The sequence below is a fragment of the Neogemmobacter tilapiae genome (assembly GCF_014652215.1).
Taxonomy (GTDB): Bacteria; Pseudomonadota; Alphaproteobacteria; order Rhodobacterales; family Rhodobacteraceae; genus Neogemmobacter; species Neogemmobacter tilapiae.
Map to the genome: position 1 here is coordinate 181717 of NZ_BMYJ01000003.1, position 22896 is coordinate 204612.

The window sequence follows — 22896 nt, forward strand, 5'->3', positions numbered from 1 at the left end:
GCCTAGGCCCGTTTCCGAGCCAAAGCGCGTTTCGCAGCGGCGGCGATGCCTTCGCTGGACAGACCGAATTCCTTGAACAGGAATTCCACCGAACCCGTCGGCATGAAACCCGGAAAGCCCACACGTTCCACCGGAACCGGACGGTTCGCCGCGGTGAATTCTGCCACGGCCCCGCCGAGACCGCCGCGAATGCTGGCTTCCTCGACCGTCACAATCGCCCCGGTTTCGGCTGCTTGATGCAAGGCTTCCTCGTCCAACGGGTTCAGCGTCGCCATGTTCAGCACCCGCGCCGCAATGCCTTCCAAGGCCAATGCTTCAGCGGCCTGAACCGCCAGATGCACGGTTGTACCACTCGCAATGATGGTCAGATCATCCCCCTGACAAACCACTTCCGCGCGGCCCATTCGGAACACCCGATCCGCCACCTGCAAATCCGGCACCGGCATACGGCTTAGGCGCAGATAGACCGGCCCCTCATAGCCCGCCGCCCATTTCACCGCTTCCGCCGTTTCCCAGGCATCCGCAGGCGCGATCACCACCAGATTGGCCAGGGGCCGCAGCCAGGCGAAATCTTCGATCGAATGGTGCGTTGCGCCCAGTTCGCCATAGGCAATCCCCGACGATTGCCCCACCAGTTTCACGTTGAAATTGGCATAGGCAATGTCGGCCTTGACCTGTTCCAGCGCGCGACCCGTGATGAAACAGGACGCCGCCGAAACGAAAGGCACGCGGCCCCCATTCGCCAGTCCCGCCCCCACGCCCACCATCACCTGTTCGGCAATGCCCACATTGATCAGCCGATCCGGGAATTTCTTCTGGAAACTGTTCAGCTTGGATGAACCGACGGAATCATTCACCACCGCCACGATACGAGGATCCTTTTCGGCCAAAGCCTCCAATGTCGCCACCCAGGCATTGCGGCAATCGTTCCAGCCTTGGGCTGCGGGCGCTGCATGGGCCATTACACCAGTTCCTTCATCGCTTGCGCAAATTGCGCGTCATTCGGCACGCCATGGTGCCAGCTTGCCTGATTTTCCATGAAGGACACGCCTTTGCCCTTCACCGTATTCGCAATCACGCAGCGCGGCTTGTTCCCCGGCGCGCGGCCCAAGGTCGCCAAAAGGGCGGCATGGTCATGCCCGTCGATCATTTCCACATCCCAGCCAAATGCCGCGTATTTCTGATCCAAGGGGTCCAGCCCCGAGGTTTCCTCGGTCCCCGCGCCCTGTTGCAGGCGATTCCGGTCGATGATCAGCGTCAGATTGGCCAGTTTCCGGTGGCCCGCCACCATCGCCGCCTCCCAGTTCGAGCCTTCCTGTTGTTCGCCATCCCCCGTCAGCACAAAGGTCCGATAGGACGCGCCGCGCAATTGCCCCGCAATCGCAATGCCCACCGCCACCGGGAAACCATGCCCCAAAGGCCCGGTGTTGGTTTCGACCCCCGGCAGATAGTTGCGGTTCGGGTGGCCGTTCAGTTTGGAATGCGGCTGCATATAGGTTTGCAGCCAATCCTCGGGGAAGTAGCCCGCCCCGCAAAGCGCCGTATACAAGGCCCCCGTCGCATGCCCCTTCGACATGATGAACCGATCCCGGTCTTCCCAATTCGGGCGGCGGACATCGTAGTTCATCACCCCGAAATACAGCGTCGCCATTGCGTCAATCGCCGAAAAGTCGCCGCCGGGATGGCCCAGTTGCGCGCGGTGGACCATTTCAAAAGCCGTGCGCCGCATCCACAGCGCCTTTTCCCGAATGCGGGGAAGGGGGTCGTTTATTGTCATTTCAGAACCGGTTCGGGATATAAAGTTGCGGTTCGGGGTCGCCCCCGTGGTGATAGATCGGCCAGCCGAGATAGCGGGTCACGGCCTCGTTCACGACATCGGCATGGTGCCCGCGCACCATCGCCACATGATGTTCAAAGCCGTTTTGCGTGACGAAGCGCAGCAGGCGGCGCAGGTTTTCGACGCGGGTGACAGCAATGCCGCCGTCCATGGCAAAGGGGTGGTCGGTGAATTCGCCTTCACCCAGATAGCATTTCATGGTGCCCGCCCGGTCATCGGTGGACAGGCGGAAATAGGTCATGGGGCCAGGCTTTACCTTGCCCTTGACCGCGCCAAAGCATTTCGACCGCCCGATGCTTTCGCCCAGCACGTCCAGCTCGGAAATCTCGGGCGTGTCGCCGATGAAAGACTTGGGATAGTTGCCGCAATGGGTGCAGACGCACAGGTCTTTTTCGGCGCCGTAGTTGTTGTTCCAGTCCAGAATCGCCGGCGGCGCACCGCTCGCCAGCGCCAGCGCATACATCGACACTGCGCCCATGATGTCGACCTCGCAAGCCGAGGGCATCAGTTCTTCGCCCATCATCGACATGGTGACGCAGGTCGCGCAGCCGAAATTGTCCTGCAAGGACCGCCAGCATTGGATCGCACTGGCATCGCAGCCGTTTTCCTCGATCCAGCGGTTCACGGCCAAGGTCCATTTCGCCTGCTTCACGATCTGGTCGCGGGTGATGTGCCCCGGAATTGTGCCATAGGCCTTGATCTTTTCCATCTTGGCCAGAAGGTCCGGCTCATCATCCCGGATCGCCCCGGCGGCCCCCATCATTTCCGACAGATCGACCGTGACGACGGTCATTCCCGCCGCCTGCAACAGCTTTTCACTGTAGCGCATGGTCTGAAAAGCCCCCGTCCGCGCCCCGATGGAGCCCAGCCTTGCCCCACGCAGGCCGCGCACCGTCCGGCAAACCCGCGCGAAACGTTCCAGATCGGCCCCGAATTCGTCGCTGGACACATCGCAGGTGTGGCTCGTCGTTTCGGTGAACGGCACGCCATATTGCCAGAAATTGTTCGTCACGCTGATCTTGCCGCAGAACGCATCGCGGCGTTCGCTGACGGAAACCTTGCTGACCTCATCGTTGGAGGCTTGCAGCAAGATCGGCACGTTCAGCTTGGCCCGGTTCACCAGTTCGGCCACCGCAATTTCATCGCCAAAGTTCGGCAAGCAGATCACCAGCCCGTCGATGCGGTCGGCATTTGCCTTGAAATGCCGCGCGTAAAGTTCGGCATCGGGAATGCTTTGCACCGCCCCGTTCGCTGTCGCCTCGAACGGCAGGATCACCGCATCGATGCCCAGCCGCGACAGATGCGCCAGAACCTCATCCCGCGCGTCTTTGCACGGCGCGGGGCTGAAAAACGCCCGGCTGCCGATCACGACGCCCAATGTGACCTTGCGGCGAATGGTCAGGGACATGGTTCCTCCGATGGCTTTCATTTGCTTTCGATTGGATGTGTTTGTAGTCGAATCGAAAACCTCTGGCAAGCGGTGTGTTGGGCTTGTTTGTCATAGATTATACCCAAATCACTTGCTGCAAGCGCGAATTTCAATGCCGCATCGCGGCATGGGCGGCTCCAAAAAACAGCAGCAAAAGAAAACATTTGACGTGAAACGAAAACAAGCATCAGAAATGCACAGGAGGAGTGCATCTGATTCGGATGCAAACGAAAGGGAGGAAATCCAATGAACATGAAACGTCGCTTGCTGATGACCGTTATGGCCGCCGCTATGGCGGGCGCGCTGCCGTCCTTGGCTGCTGCTGCCGATACCATCGCCATCATCACCCCCAGCCATGACAACCCGTTCTTCAAGGCCGAAGCCGATGGTGCTGCCGCGAAAGCGAAAGAACTGGGCTATGAAGTCATGGTTCTGGTGCATGATGATGATGCCAACAAACAATCGGAACTGTTCGACAGCGCGATTGCAGCGGGCGTCAAGGCGATCATTCTGGACAACGCCGGGGCCGACGCTTCGGTCGCCGCTGTGCAAAAGGCCAAGGATGCGGGCATCCCGTCCTTCCTGATCGACCGCGAAATCACTGCAACGGGCGTGGCCGTCAGCCAGATTGTGTCGAACAACTATCAAGGCGCGCAGCTGGGTGCCGAGGAGTTCGTCAAACTCATGGGCGAAACGGGCGAATATGCCGAACTGATCGGCAAGGAATCCGACACGAACGCAGGCATCCGGTCGAAAGGCTATCACGATGTGATCGACCAATACCCGGATCTGAAAATGGTGGCCTCGCAAACCGCGAACTGGTCGCAGACCGAAGCCTATACCGTGATGGAATCGATGCTTCAGGCCAATCCGGGTATCAAGGGCGTCATCTCGGGCAACGACACGATGGCGATGGGCGCTTGGGCCGCTTTGGAAGCAGCGGGCCGGACCGATGTCATCGTGGTCGGCTTTGACGGGTCGAACGACGTGCGCGATTCGATTGCCAAGGGCGGCATCAAGGCGACCGTGCTGCAACCGGCCTATGCACAGGCGCAGATGGCAGTGATGCAGGCGGATACGTTCATCAAGACCGGCTCCACCGGCGTTGATGAAAAGCAGTTGATGGATTGCGTTCTGATCAACGCCGACAACGCGGCCAAGCTGGAAACCTTCGCGCTGTCTGAATAATCCCAGAAGACTGAACCGGCGCAGGCAGGCTCCCGCCTGCGCCGGATTTTTCCTTTTGTGCCTGGAATGAACATGACCCGTCTGCCGCTTGTTGCGCTGGCCTTGCTGGCCGCTATGGGCCTGCCCGCCTGCAAAATCGTAAAAACCCCGTTTCCGGGCGAAGGCGGTGCCATCGTTGCGGGCGAGGCAGGGGATGATGCGCGCATTGCCGCGCTGCTGGATGAAACATTGGACGCGACATTGCTGCCGTTGATCCGGGAAAAAGCGGTGGCGCTGGCTGATCTGCGCAGCGCACTGGCGGGGGGACTGGATGCGGCCGGGGCCACCTATGGCAACCGGGGCGCAGGCGAAGGGGCAGCTTGGAATTTTGCCGTCAAGGGCGCGGGCAAGGTGATTGCGGCAAATCTTGAAAGCCGGGCGCGCAAGGCGGAATTGGATACGGATGGCGACGGCAAGGCCGATGTGACACTTCAACTCGGCCCGGTGATCAAGGGCAGTTCCTTGCGCGACGCAGTGGCGCTGTTCAATTTCGGTGATTTCCGCGACCAGATCGAATTTGCGAAACTGGGGCGCGTGATCAATGATCGGGTTTCGGCAGGTTTGAAATTGCCCGAGAGCGACCTGATTGGCCAGACGCTGAACTTTACCGGGGCGGTGACGCTGACCAAAGCAAGCGATCCACTGCTGGTGACGGCGATCGAGGTTACGCCATGAGTGACCATCCCATCGGTCTGACCATCCGGGGCGGGGTCAAGGTCTATCCCGGAACCCGCGCGCTGAAAGGCGTCGATTTCGACCTGCGCATGGGGGCTGTGAATGTGCTGGTCGGGGAAAACGGGGCGGGCAAATCGACTTTGATGAAGGTGATTGCCGGGGTCGAAAGCCTGACCGAAGGCCGCGTTGAAATGGGCAGTCAGCCCGTCCATTTCCGCAACAAATCGGACGCCGTGGCGCATGGCATCGGCATTGTTTTTCAGGAACTGAACCTGTTCCCGAACCTGTCGGTGGCCGAAAACATATTTATCGGGCGCGAGCCTGTGCGGGGCGGCGTCGATATCGACACGGCCCATCAATACAAAGCCGCCGCTGCGCTGATGGCGCGCCTGGAGCAGGACATTGATCCCGACACGCCGCTTGGTCATTTGCGGGTCGGCCAGCAGCAGATCGTGGAAATTGCCAAGGCCTTGGCGCAGGACGCACGCATTCTGATCCTGGATGAACCGACCAGCGCGCTTTCGGCGGCCGAGGTTCAGGTGCTGTTCCGCGTTATCCGCGACCTGACGGCGCAGGGGGTGGGGATTGTCTATATCAGCCATCGCTTGGACGAACTGATCCATATCGGCGACTATATCACCGTGCTGCGCGATGGTGTGATCACCGGCGCGCGCAGCATGGAAGGGGTGGATATTCCCTGGATCGTGCGCGCGATGATCGGTGAGGGTTCCAAGGAATTCCCCCGCACAGAACCGCCGAATTTCGGGGACGAGGTGTTTCGCGCCGAAAGCGTGACCCTACCCCGTGCGGGCGGAGGGAACACGGTCGATCATGTGTCTTTGTCCGTGCGCAAGGGCGAAATCGTCGGGCTTTACGGGCTGATGGGGGCGGGACGGACGGAATTTCTGGAATGCATCATGGCCCAGCATCCCCATTCGCGGGGTCAGTTCTTTGTCGATGGCAAACCCCTCACTGAACCCGACGTCGCCTCTCGCATCGGGCGCGGCATCGCCCTGATCCCCGAGGATCGAAAGCGCGACGGTCTGGTGCAGATCATGTCGATCCGCGAGAATATCACGCTTTCCGCCTTGGGCCGTTTCACGCGGCTGTTCCACCTGAACCTGCGGGGCGAAGCCGCCACCGCGCTGGATTTCGTGAAACGCCTGACGATCAAGATCGCCAGCCCGGAAAACCCGGTGTCATCGCTGTCAGGCGGCAATCAGCAAAAGGTGGTCATCGGCAAGGCGCTGATGACCGGGCCGAAGATCCTTTTGATGGATGAACCCAGCCGGGGCATCGACATCGGGGCCAAGGCCGAGGTTTTCCGCACCATGCGCAAACTCGCCGCCGATGGTCTGGGCATCCTGTTCGTCACATCCGATCTGGACGAGGTTCGCGCCCTGTCCGACCGCATTCTTGTCATGGCGAATGGCCGCATCACGGGGGAATTCCCCGGCGATGCCGATGCCGCCGCCATCATCGGGGCCGCCAGCCCCAGCACCCAACGGAGCCAAGCCGCATGACTGCCACCTCGCCCGCCACCAATGCCCTGCTGCTCCTGCTGCGCCTGCGCACCTTTGTCGCCTTGTTCCTTGTGCTGGCCTTCTTTTCAGTCATGGCCCCGAATTTCCTGACCACCGCCAATGCGGTGATCGTGTCGAAACATGTGGCCCTGAACGCCTTTCTGGCCATCGGCATGACCTTTGTCATCATCACCGGGGGCATTGACCTTTCCGTCGGCTCCATCGTCGGGCTTTGCGCGATGGTCGCGGGTTGGCTGGTGTTGAACGGTGTCGATACCGGGATGGGCTATACGATCTGGTTCAACACCTATGAAATCGTGGGCCTTGTGATGCTGGTGGGCGTCGGCGTTGGGCTGATCAACGGCATTCTAATCACAAGACTGAACGTCGCCCCCTTCATCGCCACCTTGGGCACGCTTTACATCGCCCGTGGTGCGGCCCTGCTGTCCTCTGGCGGGCGGACCTTTCCGAACCTGAACGGGACTGAGGAGATGGGGACGGCCAGTTTCCCCTTTATCGGCACCGGCACCATTCTGGGCCTGCCCTTCATGGTCTGGCTGCTGATCGCGGTGGCGGTGGGCGCGCATTACATTTCCCGCCGCACGCCTTTGGGCCGCCATATCTATGCTGTTGGCGGCAACGAACGGGGCGCGGCCCTGTCTGGCGTCAAGGTCAACCGGATCAAGCTGTTCGTCTATATGTTTTCCGGCTTTTGTGCCGCCTTGGTCGGGTTGATCATCGCCAGCCAATTGCAGGCGAGCCACCCCGCGACGGGCGAGACGTTCGAGTTGAACGCCATCGCCGCCGCTGTGCTGGGCGGAACCTCAATGTCCGGCGGGCGGGGGCGGATCACGGGCACCATCGTCGGGGCCTTTGTCATCGGCATCCTGTCGGATGGGTTGATCATGATGGGCGTTTCCAGTTTCTGGCAAACCGTCATCAAAGGCATCGTCATCATCGTCGCCGTGGTCATCGACCAAGCCCAAAGCCGCCTTCAGGCCCGCGTGGCCTTGGCGCAAGAGGCGGCGGCGGCACGCTGAATTCAGTTTCGTTGCAAGTAAGGACGGTTCCTTCTATGGCTAACAGTCACAGGGAAAGTGATTGTTAGCGAAAACATCGGGGTCAAGGTGAACGAAAAGCCCGGAAATCTGCGCGCCGAACCCGTTGCGGGGCTTTTGTCCGAGCCGCGTCGTCGGCGCATCCTTGATTGGATCCAAGAGGAAGGTTCCGCCCGTGTCCGCGAACTGGCGCTGGCCTTTCAGGTGTCCGAGGCGACGATCCGCCAGGATCTGGAACGTCTGGAACAAGACGGCCAGATCACCCGCGAACATGGCGGGGCCTTTCTGAATTCGCTGCCTGCCCAGGTCGGCACCATGACCCTGCACCATCAGGACAATATGGAACAAAAGCGTCGCATCGGCGCTTTGGCGGCGGGGCTGGTCAAGGATGGCGAAACGATCATTCTGGATGCAGGCACCACCACTACCGAAATCGCCCTGCGTCTGACTGGGCGGCGGAATCTGACGGTGATCACCAACGCCCTGAACATCGCCGTCATCCTTGGCGCGGTTCCGGGGAATGCCGTCCATATGCCCGGCGGCCAGTTCAAAGCGCCCACGCTTTCGCTGTCAGGCGACAGTTCCGTCGAATATTTCCGCAACATCTTTGCCGCCAAGCTGTTTCTGGCGACGGCTGGCGTCGCCTTGGATGCGGGTCTGACCTATCCCAGCTTTGCCGATCTGCAATTGAAAGAGGCGATGATCAAAGCCGCCAGCCATGTCTATCTGGTCGCCGATTCGACCAAGATCAACAAATCCAGCTTTACCCGTCTGGGGTCGCTGGATGTGATCCATTCCTTCATCACCGATGCGGGCATTGGCGCAACCGACGCTGACGCATTTCGCAAGCGCGGCATTGAACTGCTGATCGCGGGTTAGGCTGTCTGCACGCCATCAGCGGCCAGAATCCCGCCCAGCCCCCGCAGCTGCTCCACCATCAGATCGACCATTTCGCCAAAACCCATCGCATCATCCTGCACCCAGACCTTGATCGACCGCGACATGGACAAAATCAGCACATCGGCGAGCAAGTAAGCGATTTCTGTGCGATCAGCGCCCAGCCGACCCACCAAAGCCGCGGCCATCTGCGCTGTCAGATGGGCCAAGGATCGATGAAAGGCCGGAATCATGCTGGGATAGGTTTCCAGAAAATCATGGATGGCGTGGATCTTGTCTTTCTCGGGCGCGTCCGCCTCTTGCGTGCCGCGCACCAGTTCGGCGAAATCGGCGACAACCGCACCCCGCCCCGCCTGAAACCGCGCCACCAGACCCACGTCGAATTGCGGTGGTGGTCCGACAGCGGCCGCCTCTTTGTTCGGGTAATAGTTGAAAAAGGTCCGCACCGAAATATCCGCCGCTTGGGCGATCATTTCCGTTGTCACGGCCTCGAAACCATTCTGACGGATCAGGCGCAACGTGATATGCTGGATCTCGCGCGCCGTTCGTAGACGGCGGCGATCACGAAGCGATGAGGCGGTATCAAGCAGGGCTTCCATGGGATTGCGCCTTGTGCAAAAATTGCATACTGTGCAAATTAGCCGGATTTGGCCTGTCGCGCAAGTCACTTGCCCTGAACCGCCCGCCCCCAATTGTTTGAGGTCACGATGAACCGTTCCTTTGTCACAGCCAGCCTTGCTCTGGCGCTTTCGGCCAGCCCGCTTTTTGCCCAGCAGGAAATGCCGCCGAAACAGGTGGGCGTCGTGGAAATGCAGTTGCAAGAGGTGCCGCGCATCGTGACGCTGCCGGGCCGGGCGATTGCGGGCGAAGAGGCGGCGATCCGGCCTAGGGTTTCAGGTCTTGTGAAGGAGATCCTTTACAAGGCGGGCACGCCACTGACCGCTGGCGATCCGATGTTCCGCATTGATGCCACCACCTACGAGGCGTCAGTCGTTTCCGCCGAGGCCGAGGTTGTTTCGGCCACGGCGGCGGTGACGCAGGCCAATTCGGCCTATGAACGGGTGCAACGCCTGTCGGGTTCGGCGGCGACGGCAGTGGATGTGGAAAATGCGCTTTTGACCAAGCAACAGGCCGATGCGCGGCTGAAGGCGGCGCAGGCGGCACTGGAACTGGCGCAGGCAGAACTGGGCTGGACCACGATCACCAGTCCGATTGCCGGGCTGGCTGGCGTGGCGCAGGTGTCGGTGGGCGATTTGGTGACGGCCAGCCAAGGCGATGCCTTGGCCGTCGTCACGCGGCTCGATCCGATTGACGTCGATATGTACGAACCCTCGGCCCGGTTGCTGGGCCTGTTCGACGACATCAACAGCGACAGGCTGAAGATGAACGACACGATCACCGCGACGCTGACGCTGGAAACCGGGCAGACCTATTCGGCCAAGGGCGAACTCTTGGCTCCCGGCCATACGGTTTCCACGACGACCGGGGCGGTGGACCATCGCTTCCGCTTTGAAAATGCCGAACGGCGGCTGTTGCCGGGCATGTTCGTGCGCGGTCAGGTGGAAATGGGCCGGACCGAGGCTTTTCTTGTGTCGCAATCGGCGGCAACGCGCGATCGGACGGGCAAGCTGTCGGTCTTTGTCGTGCAAGACGGCAAGGCCGTGCGCAAGGAATTGGTGGATGACGGCACCTATCAGAACAACTGGATTGTGGTTGAGGGGCTGACGGCGGGCGACCTGCTGGTGGCCGATGGGCTGATGGGGTTGATGGATGGCGCGGCCGTGACGACGGTGCCCGTGGAATATGACGCGCAAGGCGTGGTGCGGAATGTGGCCGCGCCAGAAGGGGCGGAAACGGCCCCCGAGGAGACCGCCACCGAAGAAGCCCCGGCGGCTTCGGAGTAAACCCAGATGGCCAAGTTTTTCATCCATCGCCCGGTCTTTGCCTGGGTTATCGCCCTGATCACCATGCTGGCAGGGGCCTTTGGCCTGTGGACACTGCCCATTGAACAATACCCGCAGATCGCGCCGACCAATGTCAGCATTCGCGCGAATTATACGGGTGCGTCGGCGGAAATCGTCGAAGCATCGGTCACCAAGGTCATTGAGGATTCGATGACGGGGATCGAGGGGTTGATCTATATGACCTCCAACTCCACCCCCGGCTCGGCCTCGATCCAACTGACCTTTGATGACAGCGTCGATCCCGACATCGCGCAGGTGCAGGTGCAGAACAAGCTGCAACTCGTCACCTCGCAACTGCCTTCGGTCGTGCAACAAAGCGGCGTTAATGTCGCAAGGTCCACCTCCTCCATCCTGCTGGTAGGCGCGCTGACCTCGACCGATGGGCGCTATGACTCGCTGGCCTTGGGCGACATCACCGCGCAGGTGCTGGAAGACCCGGTGAAACGCACGCCGGGCGTCGGGTCGATCAACGTCTTCAGTTCCGGCTATGCCATGCGCGTCTGGCTGGACCCGATGAAGATGGTCCAATATCAAGTGACCCCCGCCGATGTCATTGCGGCGGTGTCGGAACAAAACACCAATGTCACGGTCGGCGATCTGGGCAGCCAGCCTTCGCCCGAAGGCCAGCGGCTGACGCTTTCGGTTTCCGCCCAGTCGCAGTTTTCGACGGTGGATGAATTCCAGCGCATCCTTTTGCGGGTGGACGAAGACGGCTCTACCGTTTTCCTTGGCGATGTCGCGCGGATTGAGATCGGGCAGGAAAGCTATGGCTTTGCCTCGCGTTACAACGGGCATCCGGCCTCGGGCTTTGCGGTCAACTTGGCCAGCGGGGCCAATGCCGTCGATACGGCGGCGGCGGTCCGTGCGGTGATTGACGGTATGGCGACATCGCTGCCGGATGGGGTGGATGTGGTCTATCCCTATGACACCTCGCCCTTTATCGAAAAATCGATCCATCAGGTCTATAAGACCCTTGCCGAGGCGGTGGTTCTGGTTTTCCTTGTGATCCTTGTCTTCCTGCAAAGCTGGCGGGCGACGCTGATCCCGGTGATCGCGATCCCCGTCGTCTTGCTGGGCACCTTTGGCATCCTGACGGTGGCCGGTTTCACCATCAATACGCTGACCATGTTCGCCATGGTCCTGGCCATCGGCCTTTTGGTGGATGATGCCATCGTGGTGGTGGAAAACGTCGAACGGGTGATGGAGGAAGAAGGCCTTGGCCCGGTCGAGGCGACCGAGAAAAGCATGGACGAAATCTCGTCCGCGCTGGTCGGCATCGTGTTGGTCCTGTCGGCGGTGTTCCTGCCCATGGCCTTTATGTCGGGGTCAACCGGGGTCATCTATCGCCAGTTTTCCGTGACGATCATTTCGGCGATGGTGCTGTCGCTGGGTGTGGCCTTGATTCTGACCCCGGCGATGTGCGCCAGCCTGTTGCGCCCGCGCAAACATGGCGACGGCATCGCGCCCGCCCGCTGGTTCAACCGCAATCTGGACAGGGCAACACGCGGCTATGGCCGTTCAGTGGGGGCTTTGGTGCGGCGTCCGCTGCGGATGCTGTTGGTGCTGGCGGCGCTCAGCGGTGGGGCGCTTTGGATGTATGAAAAGCTGCCGGGATCGTTCCTGCCGCAAGAAGATCAGGGCGTGCTGATGGTCATGGCACAGACGCCCAAGGGATCGACCTCGGCGCAGACGATGGCCTTGGTCGAACAGGTGGAAAACTATCTGATGACCGCCGAGACCGACACAGTGGATTCGGTCTTTGCCGTGCTGGGGTTCAGCTTTGGCGGATCAGGGCAAAACAACGCCATGCTGTTCATCAAGCTGAAGGAATATGAAGACCGCGAAGGTTTCACTGCGGCCGATATGGTGAACCGGGCGAATGGCTATTTCTATATGACAGGCCGCGCGGGGCAGGTCTATTTCCTGCAACCCCCGCCGATCCAAGGCATGGGGTCGTCGTCGGGGTTCAGCATGTATCTGGTCGATCAGGCCGGGAACGGGCAGGAACAGCTTTCGGCGGCGGCAGGCGATCTGGTGGCCAAGGGCACGGCGGACGGGCGGGTGACAAACCTGCGGGGCAATGAACAGCCCAGCCAGACGACCCTGCGCTTGGACATTGACCAGCAGAAAGCGGCCGCCTTTGGCCTGTCGATTTCCGAAGTGAATGCGATGCTGGCGGTGATCTTTTCGGGGCGCGAGGTGAATGACTTTGCCTTGGGCAGCGAATTGCGTCCGGTGATCATTCAGGGCGAAGGGGCGGCACGGGCGCAGCCCGAGGATATCGGCCTATGGCATGCCCGGAACAAGACGGGGGAAATGGTGTCCTTCCGCGCGTTTTCAACGCAGGTCTGGGATCAGGAACCGCAGGCCTTGGCCCGTTACGGCGGCACCCGCGCGATGGAGATCAGCGGCGCGGCCGCAGCAGGTCTGTCGTCCGGTGCGGCGATGAGCGCGATGGAAGAAATGGTCGCCGAAATGCCGGGCGGCTATGGCACGGCTTGGACGGGGCTGTCCTATCAGGAACGCATGTCGGGCAATCAGGCACCAATGCTGTTCGCGCTTTCGGCCTTGGTCGTTTTTCTGGCGCTGGCCGCACTTTATGAAAGCTGGACAGTGCCCTTGGCCGTGTTGATGACCGTGCCCATCGGCATTCTGGGGGCCTTGGTTGCGACTTGGTGGTTTGGCCAGTCGAACGACGTCTATTTCAAGGTGGGCTTGCTGACGACCATCGGCCTTGCAGCGCGGAATGCCATCCTGATCGTCGAATTCGCGCAGTCGCTGCTGGGGCAGGGGCGTAGCCTGCTGGAAGCGGCGGTCGAGGCGTCGAAACTGCGGCTGCGGCCCATCCTGATGACGACCTTTGCCTTCATGCTGGGGGTTCTGCCCTTGGCGCTCGCCTCCGGCGCAGGGGCGGCGGCGCAGCATTCCATCGGCATTGGCGTGTTGGGTGGTATGGCGGCATCGGCTGTGATCGGGATCTTTCTGGTGCCGGTCTTCTATGTCGCGGTGCTGAAGGGCGTGGCACTGGTCCAGCGCAAAAAGGTCTAAGGCGAAAGGCCGCAGGTTTCCCTGCGGCCTTTCTTCATTCGGCGGCCTGCACCAGTTTGCGGGAGGCTGGGAACAGATCATCCATTTCCGCCACCGCACGGGCCAATCGCACCAAGGCCGCCTCGCCGGTCAGCACCCCCTCGGTGAAATCCTTGTCCGACACATGCACAGCGGTCGACAGAACCCGCGCCTCGAAAAACCCGAACAGCGGGCGCAACTGATGTTCCACCGCCAAGGCATGCCTGTCGCCGCCCCCTGTCGCCCCAATCAGCACCGGCTTGCGCAGCAGCGCCGCCGGGTCGATCAGATCGATCAGATGCTTGAACAGGCCCGGATAGCTGCCCTTGTAGATCGGCGTCGCCACGATCAGCGCATCGGCGTCCAGCAGTTTTTGCAGGTTCGCCTGCGCCTCGGGCGAAAGCTGCCCGATTTTGCGCGCCCGGCCCAGATCAACCCCGAAATCGGCCAGTTCCAGCAGGGTCGTCTCTGCCTCCAACTGATCCGCCGCCAAGGCCAAGGCACTGCCCACCAGCGCACGGGTTTTTGAGGGGGAGGTGATGTTGCCGGACAGGCCGACAATCGAAAGACGGGTCATAGGGCAATCCTTTCAATGCAAACCGAATTCGGCCATCAACTGCCGCCGCATGGCGACGAAAACCGTATCGTTGCGGTCACGCGGTCGGGGCAGTTCGACATTGATCAGCCGGGGCACGGCACCTTTTTCCTTGGGCAGAACCAGAACCCGGTCGGCCAGAAAGATTGCCTCCTCCAGGTCATGGGTCACAAGGATCAAGGTCACCTGTTCCTCGCGCCAGATGCGGGCCAGTTCTTCCTGCATGGTCAGCTTGGTCATCGCATCCAACGCGCCCAAAGGTTCGTCCAGCAACAGGATTTCCGGCTGCACCGTCAGCGCCCGCGCGATGCCCACCCTTTGCGCCATGCCGCCGGACAATTGTCTTGGATAGGCTTCCTCAAACTCCGCTAGGCCGACCAGCCGTATATAGCGCCGCGCATGGGCCTCGGCCCGATCACGCGGCAGGCCGCGCATTTCCAGCCCAAAGCCCACATTGCGCAGCACGTTCAGCCAAGGCAGCAGGCGCGGTTCCTGAAAGATGATGGCGCGTTCACGCCCCACGCCGCCGACCTTTGCCCCGTCAATCAGCACCTCGCCGCTGTCTGGTGCCTCCAGCCCCGCCAGAACCCGCAACAAGGTGGTCTTGCCGCAACCCGATGGCCCAACGATGGCCAGACTTTCCCCCGCACGGATGTTCAGGTTCAGATCGCGCAGCACCGCCAAAGGCTGGCCCTTCAGCGCGAAGGATTTGGAAAGGCCGCGCACGGCGACCTCTCCTTTCTTGGCTTTTTCCAGGGTTGTCATTGCATCCTCAATTCGTTGCCGGGGCATCGCCCGTGGTGAACAGGATGTCTTTCGCCACCAGCTTGCCCGCCGGGATGGACCCTTGGCGTTCCAGAACGTCGATCCAGAATTGGATGTCGCGTTCCACAGCCAAGCCACCTTCCCGCACGCCAAAGCCTGCGAAATACTGCGCGACATCGGGGTTCTCGTCGCGTTCGGCCAAGGCGCGTGCAAAGATCGCGCGGGTTTCTTCGGGATGCTCGCGGGCATAATCCAGCGCCTTGGCCGAACCTTCGACAAAGGCCTTCGCCTCCGCCGGATGTGCCTCGATCCAGTCGCGGCGCAGCACGACAAAGCCCCCGGCGATTTCGCCCAAGACATCCGTGTCATCAAACACCGCCTGCAAACCGCCCGTCTTGCGCGCAGCCCCTTCAAAGGTGGTTTGCCAATAGCCAAAGGCGGAAATGTCCACCTGACCCGACCGCAAAACCTGTTCCAGCTGCGGCCCCGGCACGACGATCAGATTGGCCGCATTTTCCGGCAGGCCGGCCTGATGCAGCGCCTCGCGCACGGTATAGTCCAGATGCGCGCCAAGCGTGTTCACCGCGATGGTCTTGCCGACGATATCCTTGATTTCCTTGATCGGGCTGCCTTCCAGCGTGTAGAAAATCGACTGCGCCTCTTCATTGATACCGTTCGAGGGATAGGCCGCGACAAAGTCATTGCCCGCCGCAATCGAATTGATCACCGCCGCCGTGGCCGCCGAGCCCAATTCGACGCTGCCGCCCGCCAAGGCCACCAGTGACGCAGGCCCGCCTTGGGCATAGCCCACGTTTTCCAAGGTGATGCCAGTGCCCTCGAAATAGCCGAGTTCGGCGGCCAGTTCATGGGCGGACAAGCCACCTTGGCTGGCCAGATAGCGGATGTTCACATCGGCCCAGGCGGGGGAAAGGGTCAGGCCTGTGGTGGCAGCGAAAGCGAAAAGCGAAAGTTTCATGATCAGTTTCCTTTGAGGATGGGGTTGGGTTAGCGGGCCAGTTCCGACCAGCGGCACAGGCGGCGTTGCAGGGCGACGAGCAAGGCATTCGCAGCCAGCCCAAACAGGGCCAGAAGGATGATGGCGGCGAACATCTGCGGGATCTGGAAATTGTACTGGGCGTTCATCACCTGAAAGCCGAGGCCCTTGTTAGCGCCGATCATCTCGGCAGCGATCAGCAGCAGCAGAGCGGTGGTCGCCGACAGGCGCAGGCCGACAAAGATGGCCGGAACCGAGGCGGGCAGGATGATGCGGCGAAAGATTGTCAACCGCGCCGCACCAAAGGTCTGCGCCATTTCCACCAGCTTGCGGTCCACTTCCTTGACGCCGCCGATGGTGGCCAAAAGGATGGGGAACAGGGTTGCCCAGAAGATCACAAAGACCTTGGATGCCTCACCCAGTCCCAGCAGCAGGATAAAGACCGGGTAAAGCGCAAGCGCCGAGGTCTGGCGGAAGAACTGCAAGATCGGGTCCAGCGCCTGTTCCAAGGGTTTGATCTGCCCCATGAACAGACCCAACGGAATACCCAGCAGAATGGCCGCACCATAGGCCAGCCCGGCACGTTGCAGGCTGATGGCAATGTCATCCATATAGGCGCCCGAGGTCAGGCTGTTCCACAGCGCGGCGATGATCGTGTCGAGCGGCGGAAAGATCGTCGGGTTGATCCAGCCGTTCGTGGCCGCCACCTGCCAGAAAAGCAGGAAGCCGCCCAACAGACCAAAGCGCTTCAGCCCGGCGCGGGCCAAGGCCCCGGCCCGGCTTGACAGGACCGGAAGGGCGGGCAGGCGCAGCGGCGGGTCGATGGTTTGAAAGGTCATGGCTCTACTCCGCCGCAAGGGTTGCGCCACGAGCCAAGGCCCAGCGGGTTTGGGGGAAGGGCAGGCCCAGATTGTCACGCAGGGTGCGGCCTTCGTATTCCGTGCGGAACAGGCCCCGCCGTTGCAGTTCCGGGATCACCAGATCGACGAAATCCGTCAGACCCGTGGGCAGCCACGGCGGCAAGATGTTGAACCCGTCCGCCGCTTCGTTCGTGAACCATTCTTCCAGAATATCCACAATCTGCACCGGCGTTCCGACCACGGTGAAATGGCCCCGCGCCGTGGCGATCCATTGGTAAAGCTGGCGAATGGTGAAATTGTTTTCCGTCGCAATCTGCCGGATCAGGGCTTGGCGCGACTTCATCCCTTCGGTCGGGGCCAGGGGCGGCAAGGGGCCGTCCAGATCGACCCCCGTCAGGTCCAACTCGCCCCCGGTCAGCCCTTCGACCAGCGCGATGCCGTCCTTTTCCAGGATCAGGCTGGTGAGGCGATCATATTTTTCCCGCGCCTCCGCTTCGGTCCGGCCCACGAAAGGCGCAACGCCGGGCATCACAAGGATATGGCTGGGGTCACGGCCCAGACCGCGTGCGCGGGCCTTAATATCGCGATAGAATTCTTGCGCTGTGTCCAGCTTTTGATGCGCGGTAAAGATCACCTCTGCCGTCGCCGCCGCCAGACCGCGCCCGTCTTCGGACTGGCCCGCCTGCACGATCACCGGATGGCCCTGCGGCGACCGCGCCACGTTCAGCGGCCCCCGCACCTTGAAATGTTCGCCCGAATGGTCGGTGTAATGCACCTTGTCCTTGTCAAAGAAAACGCCGCTTTTCTTGTCGCGGGTAAAGGCGTCATCCTCAAAACTGTCCCACAGCTTCTTGACGACCTGCACATGTTCCTGCGCCCGGCGATAGCGGAAGGCATGGGGATGCTGCTGATCGAGGTTAAAGTTCTGCGCTGCCGTTTCCGTAGCGGTCGTCACCACATTCCAGCCGGCCCGCCCGCCGGAAATCACGTCGAGCGAGGCGAATTTCCGGGCAAGGTTATAGGGCTCCTCATAGGTCGAGGACGCCGTGGCGATGAAGCCAAGGTTTTTCGTCAGGGGCGCAAGGGCGGAAAACAGTGTCACGGGTTCCAGCCCTGCGATGCGAGCATTGCCACCTTCGACGCCGCCACCAAAGCCGACCGACAGGTTGTCCGCCAGAAAATAGGCGTCAAACAGGCCGCGTTCAGCCTCTTGCGCCAGTTTGACGTGGAACTCAAAATTGGTGGCCCCATCAGCGGGCTGATCGGGATGCCGCCACGAGGCGATGTGCTGGCCACCACCAGGAAGGAAAGCGCCAAGGCGAATTTTGCGGGTCATATTGTCTCTCCAATGGGAATTGCGGTTCAGGCGGCGGGCTTGATGCGTGCCACGCTGGAACGACCGTCGATGCTGCGGGGAATGTCGCCTTCCAGCGTGATCCGCCGGACCACGCGATGGGCATCGCCATAGTCGTTGACGGCGTAGTGCTGGGTCGCGCGGTTGTCCCAGATCACGACGTCATTCTTTTGCCAGCGCCAGCGCACGGTGTTTTCCGGCGCGGTCACATAGGATTGCAGCAGGTCATAGATCTGCTGCGACTCGGTCCGCGACAGGCCGCTGATCCGCTGGACAAAGCTGCCCAGCAGCAGCGTGCGCTCGCCCGTTTCGGGATGAATGCGCACCACCGGATGTTCGGTTTCATAGACTTTCGAGGCGAAAACCTCGGCGTGATAGGTCTTGTCACGCTCGCTGGCTTGCGGGCGTTGCGCGGCATAGTCATAGGCATTGCTGTGGACGGCCCAAAGATTTTCGGCCAGTTGCCGCAGCCATTGCGGCAGGTTTTCATAGGCGGCGGCGGTGTTCGACCAGATCGTGTCACCGCCAAAGGCCGGGATCGTGACACCGCGCAGAACCGAGATTTTCGGATAGGCTTCGACAAAGGTCACATCGGTATGCCAGGCATCGGCGCGGCCACCGCCCCGGCTGGCATCCAGTTCCAGGATTGAGGCGCTGCCTGCCACCACCTTTTGCGTCGGATGGGGGTCCAAGGCGCCCAGACGGCGGGCAAAACCCTCTTGCCCCGCATCGTCCAGATGGTCCTGCCCCCGAAAGAACAGCACCTTATGGCGCAAAAGCAGGTCGTGGATGCGGGCGATGGTGGCGTCATCCAGCTGGCCGCCAAGGGCAATGCCGCGCACTTCGGCCCCGATCCTAGCCGAGACTTGGAACACCTGTTCCGGGGTGATTACATCGCCAAAGGTTTCACGAATGGTCATGGTTTTCCCTTCCTGAACAGAGGCTTGGCCTTTGTTCTTTATCACGACATTTCTTATCGTCATTTATAGAGGGGAAGGGTTCGTCCGGCGATTCCAAAGATCGCGCTTTGTCAGAAGGGTTCTTCCCCCCGCGCCATGGCCGGGGGGAAGAATATTTCTCAGGCCCCGATGAATTCCCGCACAAAGGCTGTTGCTGGCCTTGCGCGGATGTCGGCGGGTTTGCCGATTTGCTCGATGCGGCCCATCGACATGACGACAACCAGATCGGCCAGTTCCATCGCCTCGTCCTGATCATGCGTCACAAAGATTGTCGTCAGGCCGGTTTCGTCATGGATGTCGCGCAGGCCTTGGCGCAGTTCCTTGCGCACCTTGGCATCCAGCGCGCCAAAGGGTTCGTCCAGCAGCAACATGCGGGGTTCGATGGCCAAGGCGCGTGCCAAGGCGACGCGCTGGCGCTGGCCACCGGAAAGCTGGCTGGGGAAACGCCCGCCAATGTCGGGCAGTTGGATCAGCTCCAGCAGTTTCGTCACCCGTCGGGCAATTTCGGCCTTTTGCGGGCGGCTCGCCCTTGGGCGGGCGGTCAGGCCATAGGCGATGTTGTCAAACACCGTCATGTGGCGGAACAGGGCGTAGGACTGAAACACAAATCCCGCGCGTCTTTGTTGCACGGTCAGATTGGTCGCATCCTGCCCGTCAAACCGAACCCGCCCGGACGAGGGAAATTCCAAGCCCCCCAGAATACGTAGAAGGGTGGTCTTGCCGGAACCAGATGGGCCCAGCAAAGCGACCAGCGCGCCGGATGGGATGGACAGCGAAACAGGCGTCAGCGCCGCCGTGGTGCCAAATTGTTTGGAGATTTCGTCGATCTGGATATGCATGGCCTTTCCTTTCCCAATCAATGGCGACGTTGGGCCGAAAGCTGATCGGCATGGCGGATTTCAAGCAGGGTTTTCAGCAGCAGAGTGACCAGCGCCAGCAGCGCCAGCACGGCGGCCATCGAAAAGGCCGCGACGGAAAGGTATTCATTGTACAGCATCTCGATGGTGATCGGCATGGTCGCGGTCTGGCCACGGATCTTGCCGGACACCACGGCAACCGCCCCGAATTCACCCATCGCGCGGGCGTTGCACAGCAGAACGCCATACAACAGCGCCCAGCGGATGTTCGGGATCGTCACCGTCCAGAACGTCCGCCAGCCCGAAGCGCCCAAGGTCAGCGCCGCCTCTTCCTCGGCCCGGCCCTGTTCGATCATCACGGGGATCAACTCCCGCGCCACAAAGGGAAAGGTCACGAACATGGTGGCCAGAACGATGCCCGGAAGGGCAAAGACGATGTGATAGCCCTGCGCCACCAGCCAACCGCCCAGCAACGAATTGCTGCCGAACATCAACACGATGCACAGGCCCGCGACGACGGGCGACACGGAAAACGGCAGATCGATCAGCGTGATCAGGAATGCCTTGCCGCGAAAGTCGAACTTGGTGATGAACCAGGCTGCCGCAATACCAAAGGCCGCGTTCAATGGCACGGCAATGGCCGTGATGATCAGTGTCAGCTTGATGGCCGACAGCGCATCCCGGTTGCCAAGGCTTTTCACGGCAGCCCAAGCGCCCTGCACCAAAGCCTCGGCAAAGACGGCGATCAGCGGCGCAAAGACCAGCACCGCCAAGCCCGCAAAGGCGATGCCGATCAGCGCCCAGCGGGCCAGCGGGGTTTCCTCGGTGGCCGAACGGAAACGGATGGGGGCGATATCAGACATAACCAATTCTCCGACGGCTCCAGACCTGGATCAGATTGATCACCAGCAGCAGGGCAAAGCTGATCAGCAGCATGGCGATGCCGATGCTGGCGGCGGCGTCGTAATTGAATTCCTCCAACTGGATGACGATCAGCAGGGGGGCGATTTCGGTGACAAGGGGGATGTTCCCCGCGATGAAGATCACCGATCCGTATTCACCCACAGCGCGGGCCAGCGACAGGGCGAACCCGGTCATGGCGGCGGGGGCCAGCATCGGCAGGATGACCCGGCGCAGGGTGTACAGCCGCGTCGCGCCAAGGGTGGCCGATGCCTCCTCGACCTCACGCTCAATTTCCTCGATCACCGGCTGTACGGTGCGGGTGACGAAGGGCAGGCCCACAAAGACCAGCGCGATGAAGATACCCCATTGGCTATAGGCGATCTTCCAGCCCAGTTCTTTCGCCAGCGAACCAAACACACCATTCGGCGCATAAAGCGCGGTCAGGGCAATGCCCGCGACAGCCGTGGGCAGGGCAAAGGGCAGATCCACGGCGGCATCCAAAATGCGGCGACCGGGAAAGCGATAGCGCACAAGAACCCAGGCGAGCATCACCCCAAAAACCAAATTGAACAAGGCCGCAAAGAACGACAGGCGGAACGACAGGAACAGCGCCGCCCAAACCCTTTCGCGGTTCACAGTGTCCCAGATGTTGCACAAGCCAAAGCTGGCGCCCTTCCAAAGAAGGGCGCCGATGGGCAGAAGCACAACAAGGGATAGCATCGTCAGGGTGACCCCCATACTCAGCCCAAGGCCGGGCATGGGGGAACGGTGGATAAGGGGTCTGCCCATCTTTAAACTCACTTCGGAACGTAGATCTGATCAAAGATGCCGCCGTCGCCGAAATGTTCCGGCTGCACTTTGGCCCAGCCCCCGAAATGGGCGATGTCCACCAGTTCCAGTTTCGGGAAACGCGCCACATCATCCGGATTGGCCGCCGAGGCATCCCAAGCGCGGTAGAAGTTCTTGAAGGCAATCGCCTGACCTTCTGGCGAATACAGGAAATCAAGATAGGCCTGCGCCAGCTTGCGCTGTTCGTCGTTCGCAATGTTGCCTTCGACCAAAGCCACCGGCGGTTCGGCAAGAACAGAAACCGAAGGCACCACAATGTCGAACTGATCCTCGCCCAACTCTTTCAGCGCCAGATAGGCCTCATTCTCCCAAGCCAGCAGCACATCGCCGATGCCCCGCTGCGCAAAGGTCGTCGTCGAACCACGCGCCCCGCTGTCCAGCACCGGCACGTTTTTGAACAGCTTGCCCACGAACTCCTGCGGGTCTTGGCCGTTCTTTTCCGCCCAAGCCCAAGCTGCCAGATAGTTCCAACGCGCCCCGCCGCTGGTTTTCGGGTTTGGTGTGATCACCTCGACCCCGTCACCCACCAGATCACCCCAGTCTTTCAGACCTTTCGGGTTCCCCTCGCGCACCAGAAACACGATGGTCGACGTATAGGGCGAGGAATTGTGCGGCAGTTTCGTCTGCCAATCGGCGGGCAGCTTGCCGGTTTCCGCGATCTTGTCGATGTCGCTCGCCAAGGCCAAGGTCACCACCTGCGCCGAAAGCCCGTCGATCACCGCCCGCGCCTGCGAACCCGAACCGCCATGGCTCGTTTCGATGGTCGGCGCTTCGTTCCCTTGTGCGGCATACCAAGCCGCAAAGGCTTCGTTGAATTCGCGGTAAAGTTCGCGGGTCGGGTCATAGCTGACGTTCAGCAGCGTCTCCGCCTGCACCGGGGCAGGGGCCGCGCCCAGGCCCAAGGCCGCCAGCGCCAAGGCCGACAAGGCGCCTTTCAGCCAGCGCGACACCGGCCAGCCGGTCAGCTTTTGCTGGCCCGTCGAAATGGTCACGCGGCCATCGGCATGTTCGGCAATCTTGGTGCCTTGCGCCGAAACATGGCCGGCAAGGGTAATGGTGGTCAGCATCGTATTCTCCGGTTCTT

21 protein-coding genes are annotated in these 22896 nt (G+C 61.2%); 7 read left to right on the plus strand and 14 right to left on the minus strand.

Features of this window, described 5'->3' with window-relative positions; genetic code table 11:
• Positions 1-2: 2 nt before the first annotated feature.
• The 3 genes from IE095_RS05885 to IE095_RS05895 are packed head-to-tail and all read right to left on the minus strand — an operon-like array spanning position 3 to position 3245.
• The gene (locus IE095_RS05885; protein ID WP_189410696.1) at positions 3-962 is read right to left on the minus strand and encodes a transketolase family protein; all 960 of its coding nucleotides are present in this window, start codon (positions 960-962) and stop codon (positions 3-5) included.
• Positions 962-1729 carry a transketolase gene (locus IE095_RS05890; RefSeq protein WP_229804555.1) on the minus strand — a complete coding sequence of 256 codons (768 nt, stop codon included), beginning with the start codon at positions 1727-1729 and terminating at the stop codon, positions 962-964. Before IE095_RS05890 ends, IE095_RS05885 begins: the two co-directional genes overlap by 1 nt.
• A gap of 49 nt (positions 1730-1778) precedes the next feature.
• Positions 1779-3245 (minus strand): L-fucose/L-arabinose isomerase family protein, encoded by a 1467-nt coding sequence (locus tag IE095_RS05895; RefSeq protein WP_229804557.1) that lies wholly within the window; start codon positions 3243-3245, stop codon positions 1779-1781.
• A gap of 267 nt (positions 3246-3512) precedes the next feature.
• Between IE095_RS05895 and IE095_RS05900 the strand changes: the two genes are divergently transcribed.
• From IE095_RS05900 to IE095_RS05920, 5 genes are all read left to right on the plus strand, one after another.
• Positions 3513-4454 (plus strand): D-ribose ABC transporter substrate-binding protein, encoded by a 942-nt coding sequence (locus IE095_RS05900; protein WP_189410698.1) that lies wholly within the window; start codon positions 3513-3515, stop codon positions 4452-4454.
• Between the two features lie 72 nt (positions 4455-4526).
• Positions 4527-5168: a DUF2291 family protein gene (locus IE095_RS05905; protein WP_189410699.1), complete on the plus strand. Its 642-nt coding sequence runs from the start codon at positions 4527-4529 to the stop codon at positions 5166-5168.
• Complete coding sequence (locus IE095_RS05910; protein ID WP_189410700.1) at positions 5165-6691, plus strand: sugar ABC transporter ATP-binding protein; 1527 nt, start codon at positions 5165-5167, stop codon at positions 6689-6691. The genes IE095_RS05905 and IE095_RS05910 overlap by 4 nt, the downstream gene beginning before the upstream one ends.
• Positions 6688-7731 carry an ABC transporter permease gene (locus tag IE095_RS05915; RefSeq protein WP_189410701.1) on the plus strand — a complete coding sequence of 348 codons (1044 nt, stop codon included), beginning with the start codon at positions 6688-6690 and terminating at the stop codon, positions 7729-7731. Before IE095_RS05910 ends, IE095_RS05915 begins: the two co-directional genes overlap by 4 nt.
• Positions 7732-7788: 57 nt before the next feature.
• Positions 7789-8628 (plus strand): DeoR/GlpR family DNA-binding transcription regulator, encoded by an 840-nt coding sequence (locus IE095_RS05920; protein ID WP_229804559.1) that lies wholly within the window; start codon positions 7789-7791, stop codon positions 8626-8628.
• Here IE095_RS05920 and IE095_RS05925 read toward each other — a convergent pair.
• The gene (locus IE095_RS05925) at positions 8625-9245 is read right to left on the minus strand and encodes a TetR/AcrR family transcriptional regulator (RefSeq protein WP_189410702.1); all 621 of its coding nucleotides are present in this window, start codon (positions 9243-9245) and stop codon (positions 8625-8627) included. The genes IE095_RS05920 and IE095_RS05925 overlap by 4 nt on opposite strands.
• A gap of 108 nt (positions 9246-9353) precedes the next feature.
• Here IE095_RS05925 and IE095_RS05930 point away from each other — a divergent pair, with 108 nt between their 5' ends.
• Positions 9354-10550: an efflux RND transporter periplasmic adaptor subunit gene (locus tag IE095_RS05930; protein WP_189410703.1), complete on the plus strand. Its 1197-nt coding sequence runs from the start codon at positions 9354-9356 to the stop codon at positions 10548-10550.
• A gap of 6 nt (positions 10551-10556) precedes the next feature.
• Entirely contained in the window at positions 10557-13658 is a 3102-nt protein-coding gene (locus IE095_RS05935; protein ID WP_189410704.1) for an efflux RND transporter permease subunit, read from the plus strand.
• Positions 13659-13692: 34 nt separating this feature from the next.
• On the opposite strand, the gene IE095_RS05940 is transcribed toward IE095_RS05935, so the two are convergent.
• The 10 genes from IE095_RS05940 to IE095_RS05985 all read right to left on the minus strand — a co-directional run bounded on the left by IE095_RS05940 (position 13693) and on the right by IE095_RS05985 (position 22879).
• Positions 13693-14253 carry an NAD(P)H-dependent oxidoreductase gene (locus IE095_RS05940; protein WP_189410705.1) on the minus strand — a complete coding sequence of 187 codons (561 nt, stop codon included), beginning with the start codon at positions 14251-14253 and terminating at the stop codon, positions 13693-13695.
• Positions 14254-14265: 12 nt separating this feature from the next.
• Positions 14266-15036 (minus strand): ABC transporter ATP-binding protein, encoded by a 771-nt coding sequence (locus IE095_RS05945; RefSeq protein ID WP_189410706.1) that lies wholly within the window; start codon positions 15034-15036, stop codon positions 14266-14268.
• A gap of 7 nt (positions 15037-15043) precedes the next feature.
• Positions 15044-16012 carry an ABC transporter substrate-binding protein gene (locus tag IE095_RS05950; RefSeq protein WP_189410707.1) on the minus strand — a complete coding sequence of 323 codons (969 nt, stop codon included), beginning with the start codon at positions 16010-16012 and terminating at the stop codon, positions 15044-15046.
• 29 nt (positions 16013-16041) lie between these two features.
• Positions 16042-16869: an ABC transporter permease gene (locus IE095_RS05955; protein ID WP_189410708.1), complete on the minus strand. Its 828-nt coding sequence runs from the start codon at positions 16867-16869 to the stop codon at positions 16042-16044.
• 4 nt (positions 16870-16873) lie between these two features.
• Positions 16874-18226 carry an LLM class flavin-dependent oxidoreductase gene (locus tag IE095_RS05960; RefSeq protein WP_189410709.1) on the minus strand — a complete coding sequence of 451 codons (1353 nt, stop codon included), beginning with the start codon at positions 18224-18226 and terminating at the stop codon, positions 16874-16876.
• Positions 18227-18252: 26 nt separating this feature from the next.
• Entirely contained in the window at positions 18253-19164 is a 912-nt protein-coding gene (locus IE095_RS05965; RefSeq protein WP_189410710.1) for a TauD/TfdA dioxygenase family protein, read from the minus strand.
• 158 nt (positions 19165-19322) lie between these two features.
• Entirely contained in the window at positions 19323-20042 is a 720-nt protein-coding gene (locus IE095_RS05970) for a sulfate/molybdate ABC transporter ATP-binding protein (RefSeq protein ID WP_189410711.1), read from the minus strand.
• Positions 20043-20059: 17 nt separating this feature from the next.
• Entirely contained in the window at positions 20060-20923 is an 864-nt protein-coding gene (cysW, locus tag IE095_RS05975) for a sulfate ABC transporter permease subunit CysW (protein WP_189410712.1), read from the minus strand.
• Complete coding sequence (gene cysT / locus IE095_RS05980; RefSeq protein WP_189410713.1) at positions 20916-21752, minus strand: sulfate ABC transporter permease subunit CysT; 837 nt, start codon at positions 21750-21752, stop codon at positions 20916-20918. The genes cysW and cysT overlap by 8 nt, the downstream gene beginning before the upstream one ends.
• Positions 21753-21760: 8 nt before the next feature.
• Positions 21761-22879, minus strand: a complete 1119-nt coding sequence (locus tag IE095_RS05985) for a sulfate ABC transporter substrate-binding protein (protein ID WP_229804561.1) — start codon at positions 22877-22879, stop codon at positions 21761-21763.
• Between the last annotated feature and the right edge of the window lie 17 nt (positions 22880-22896).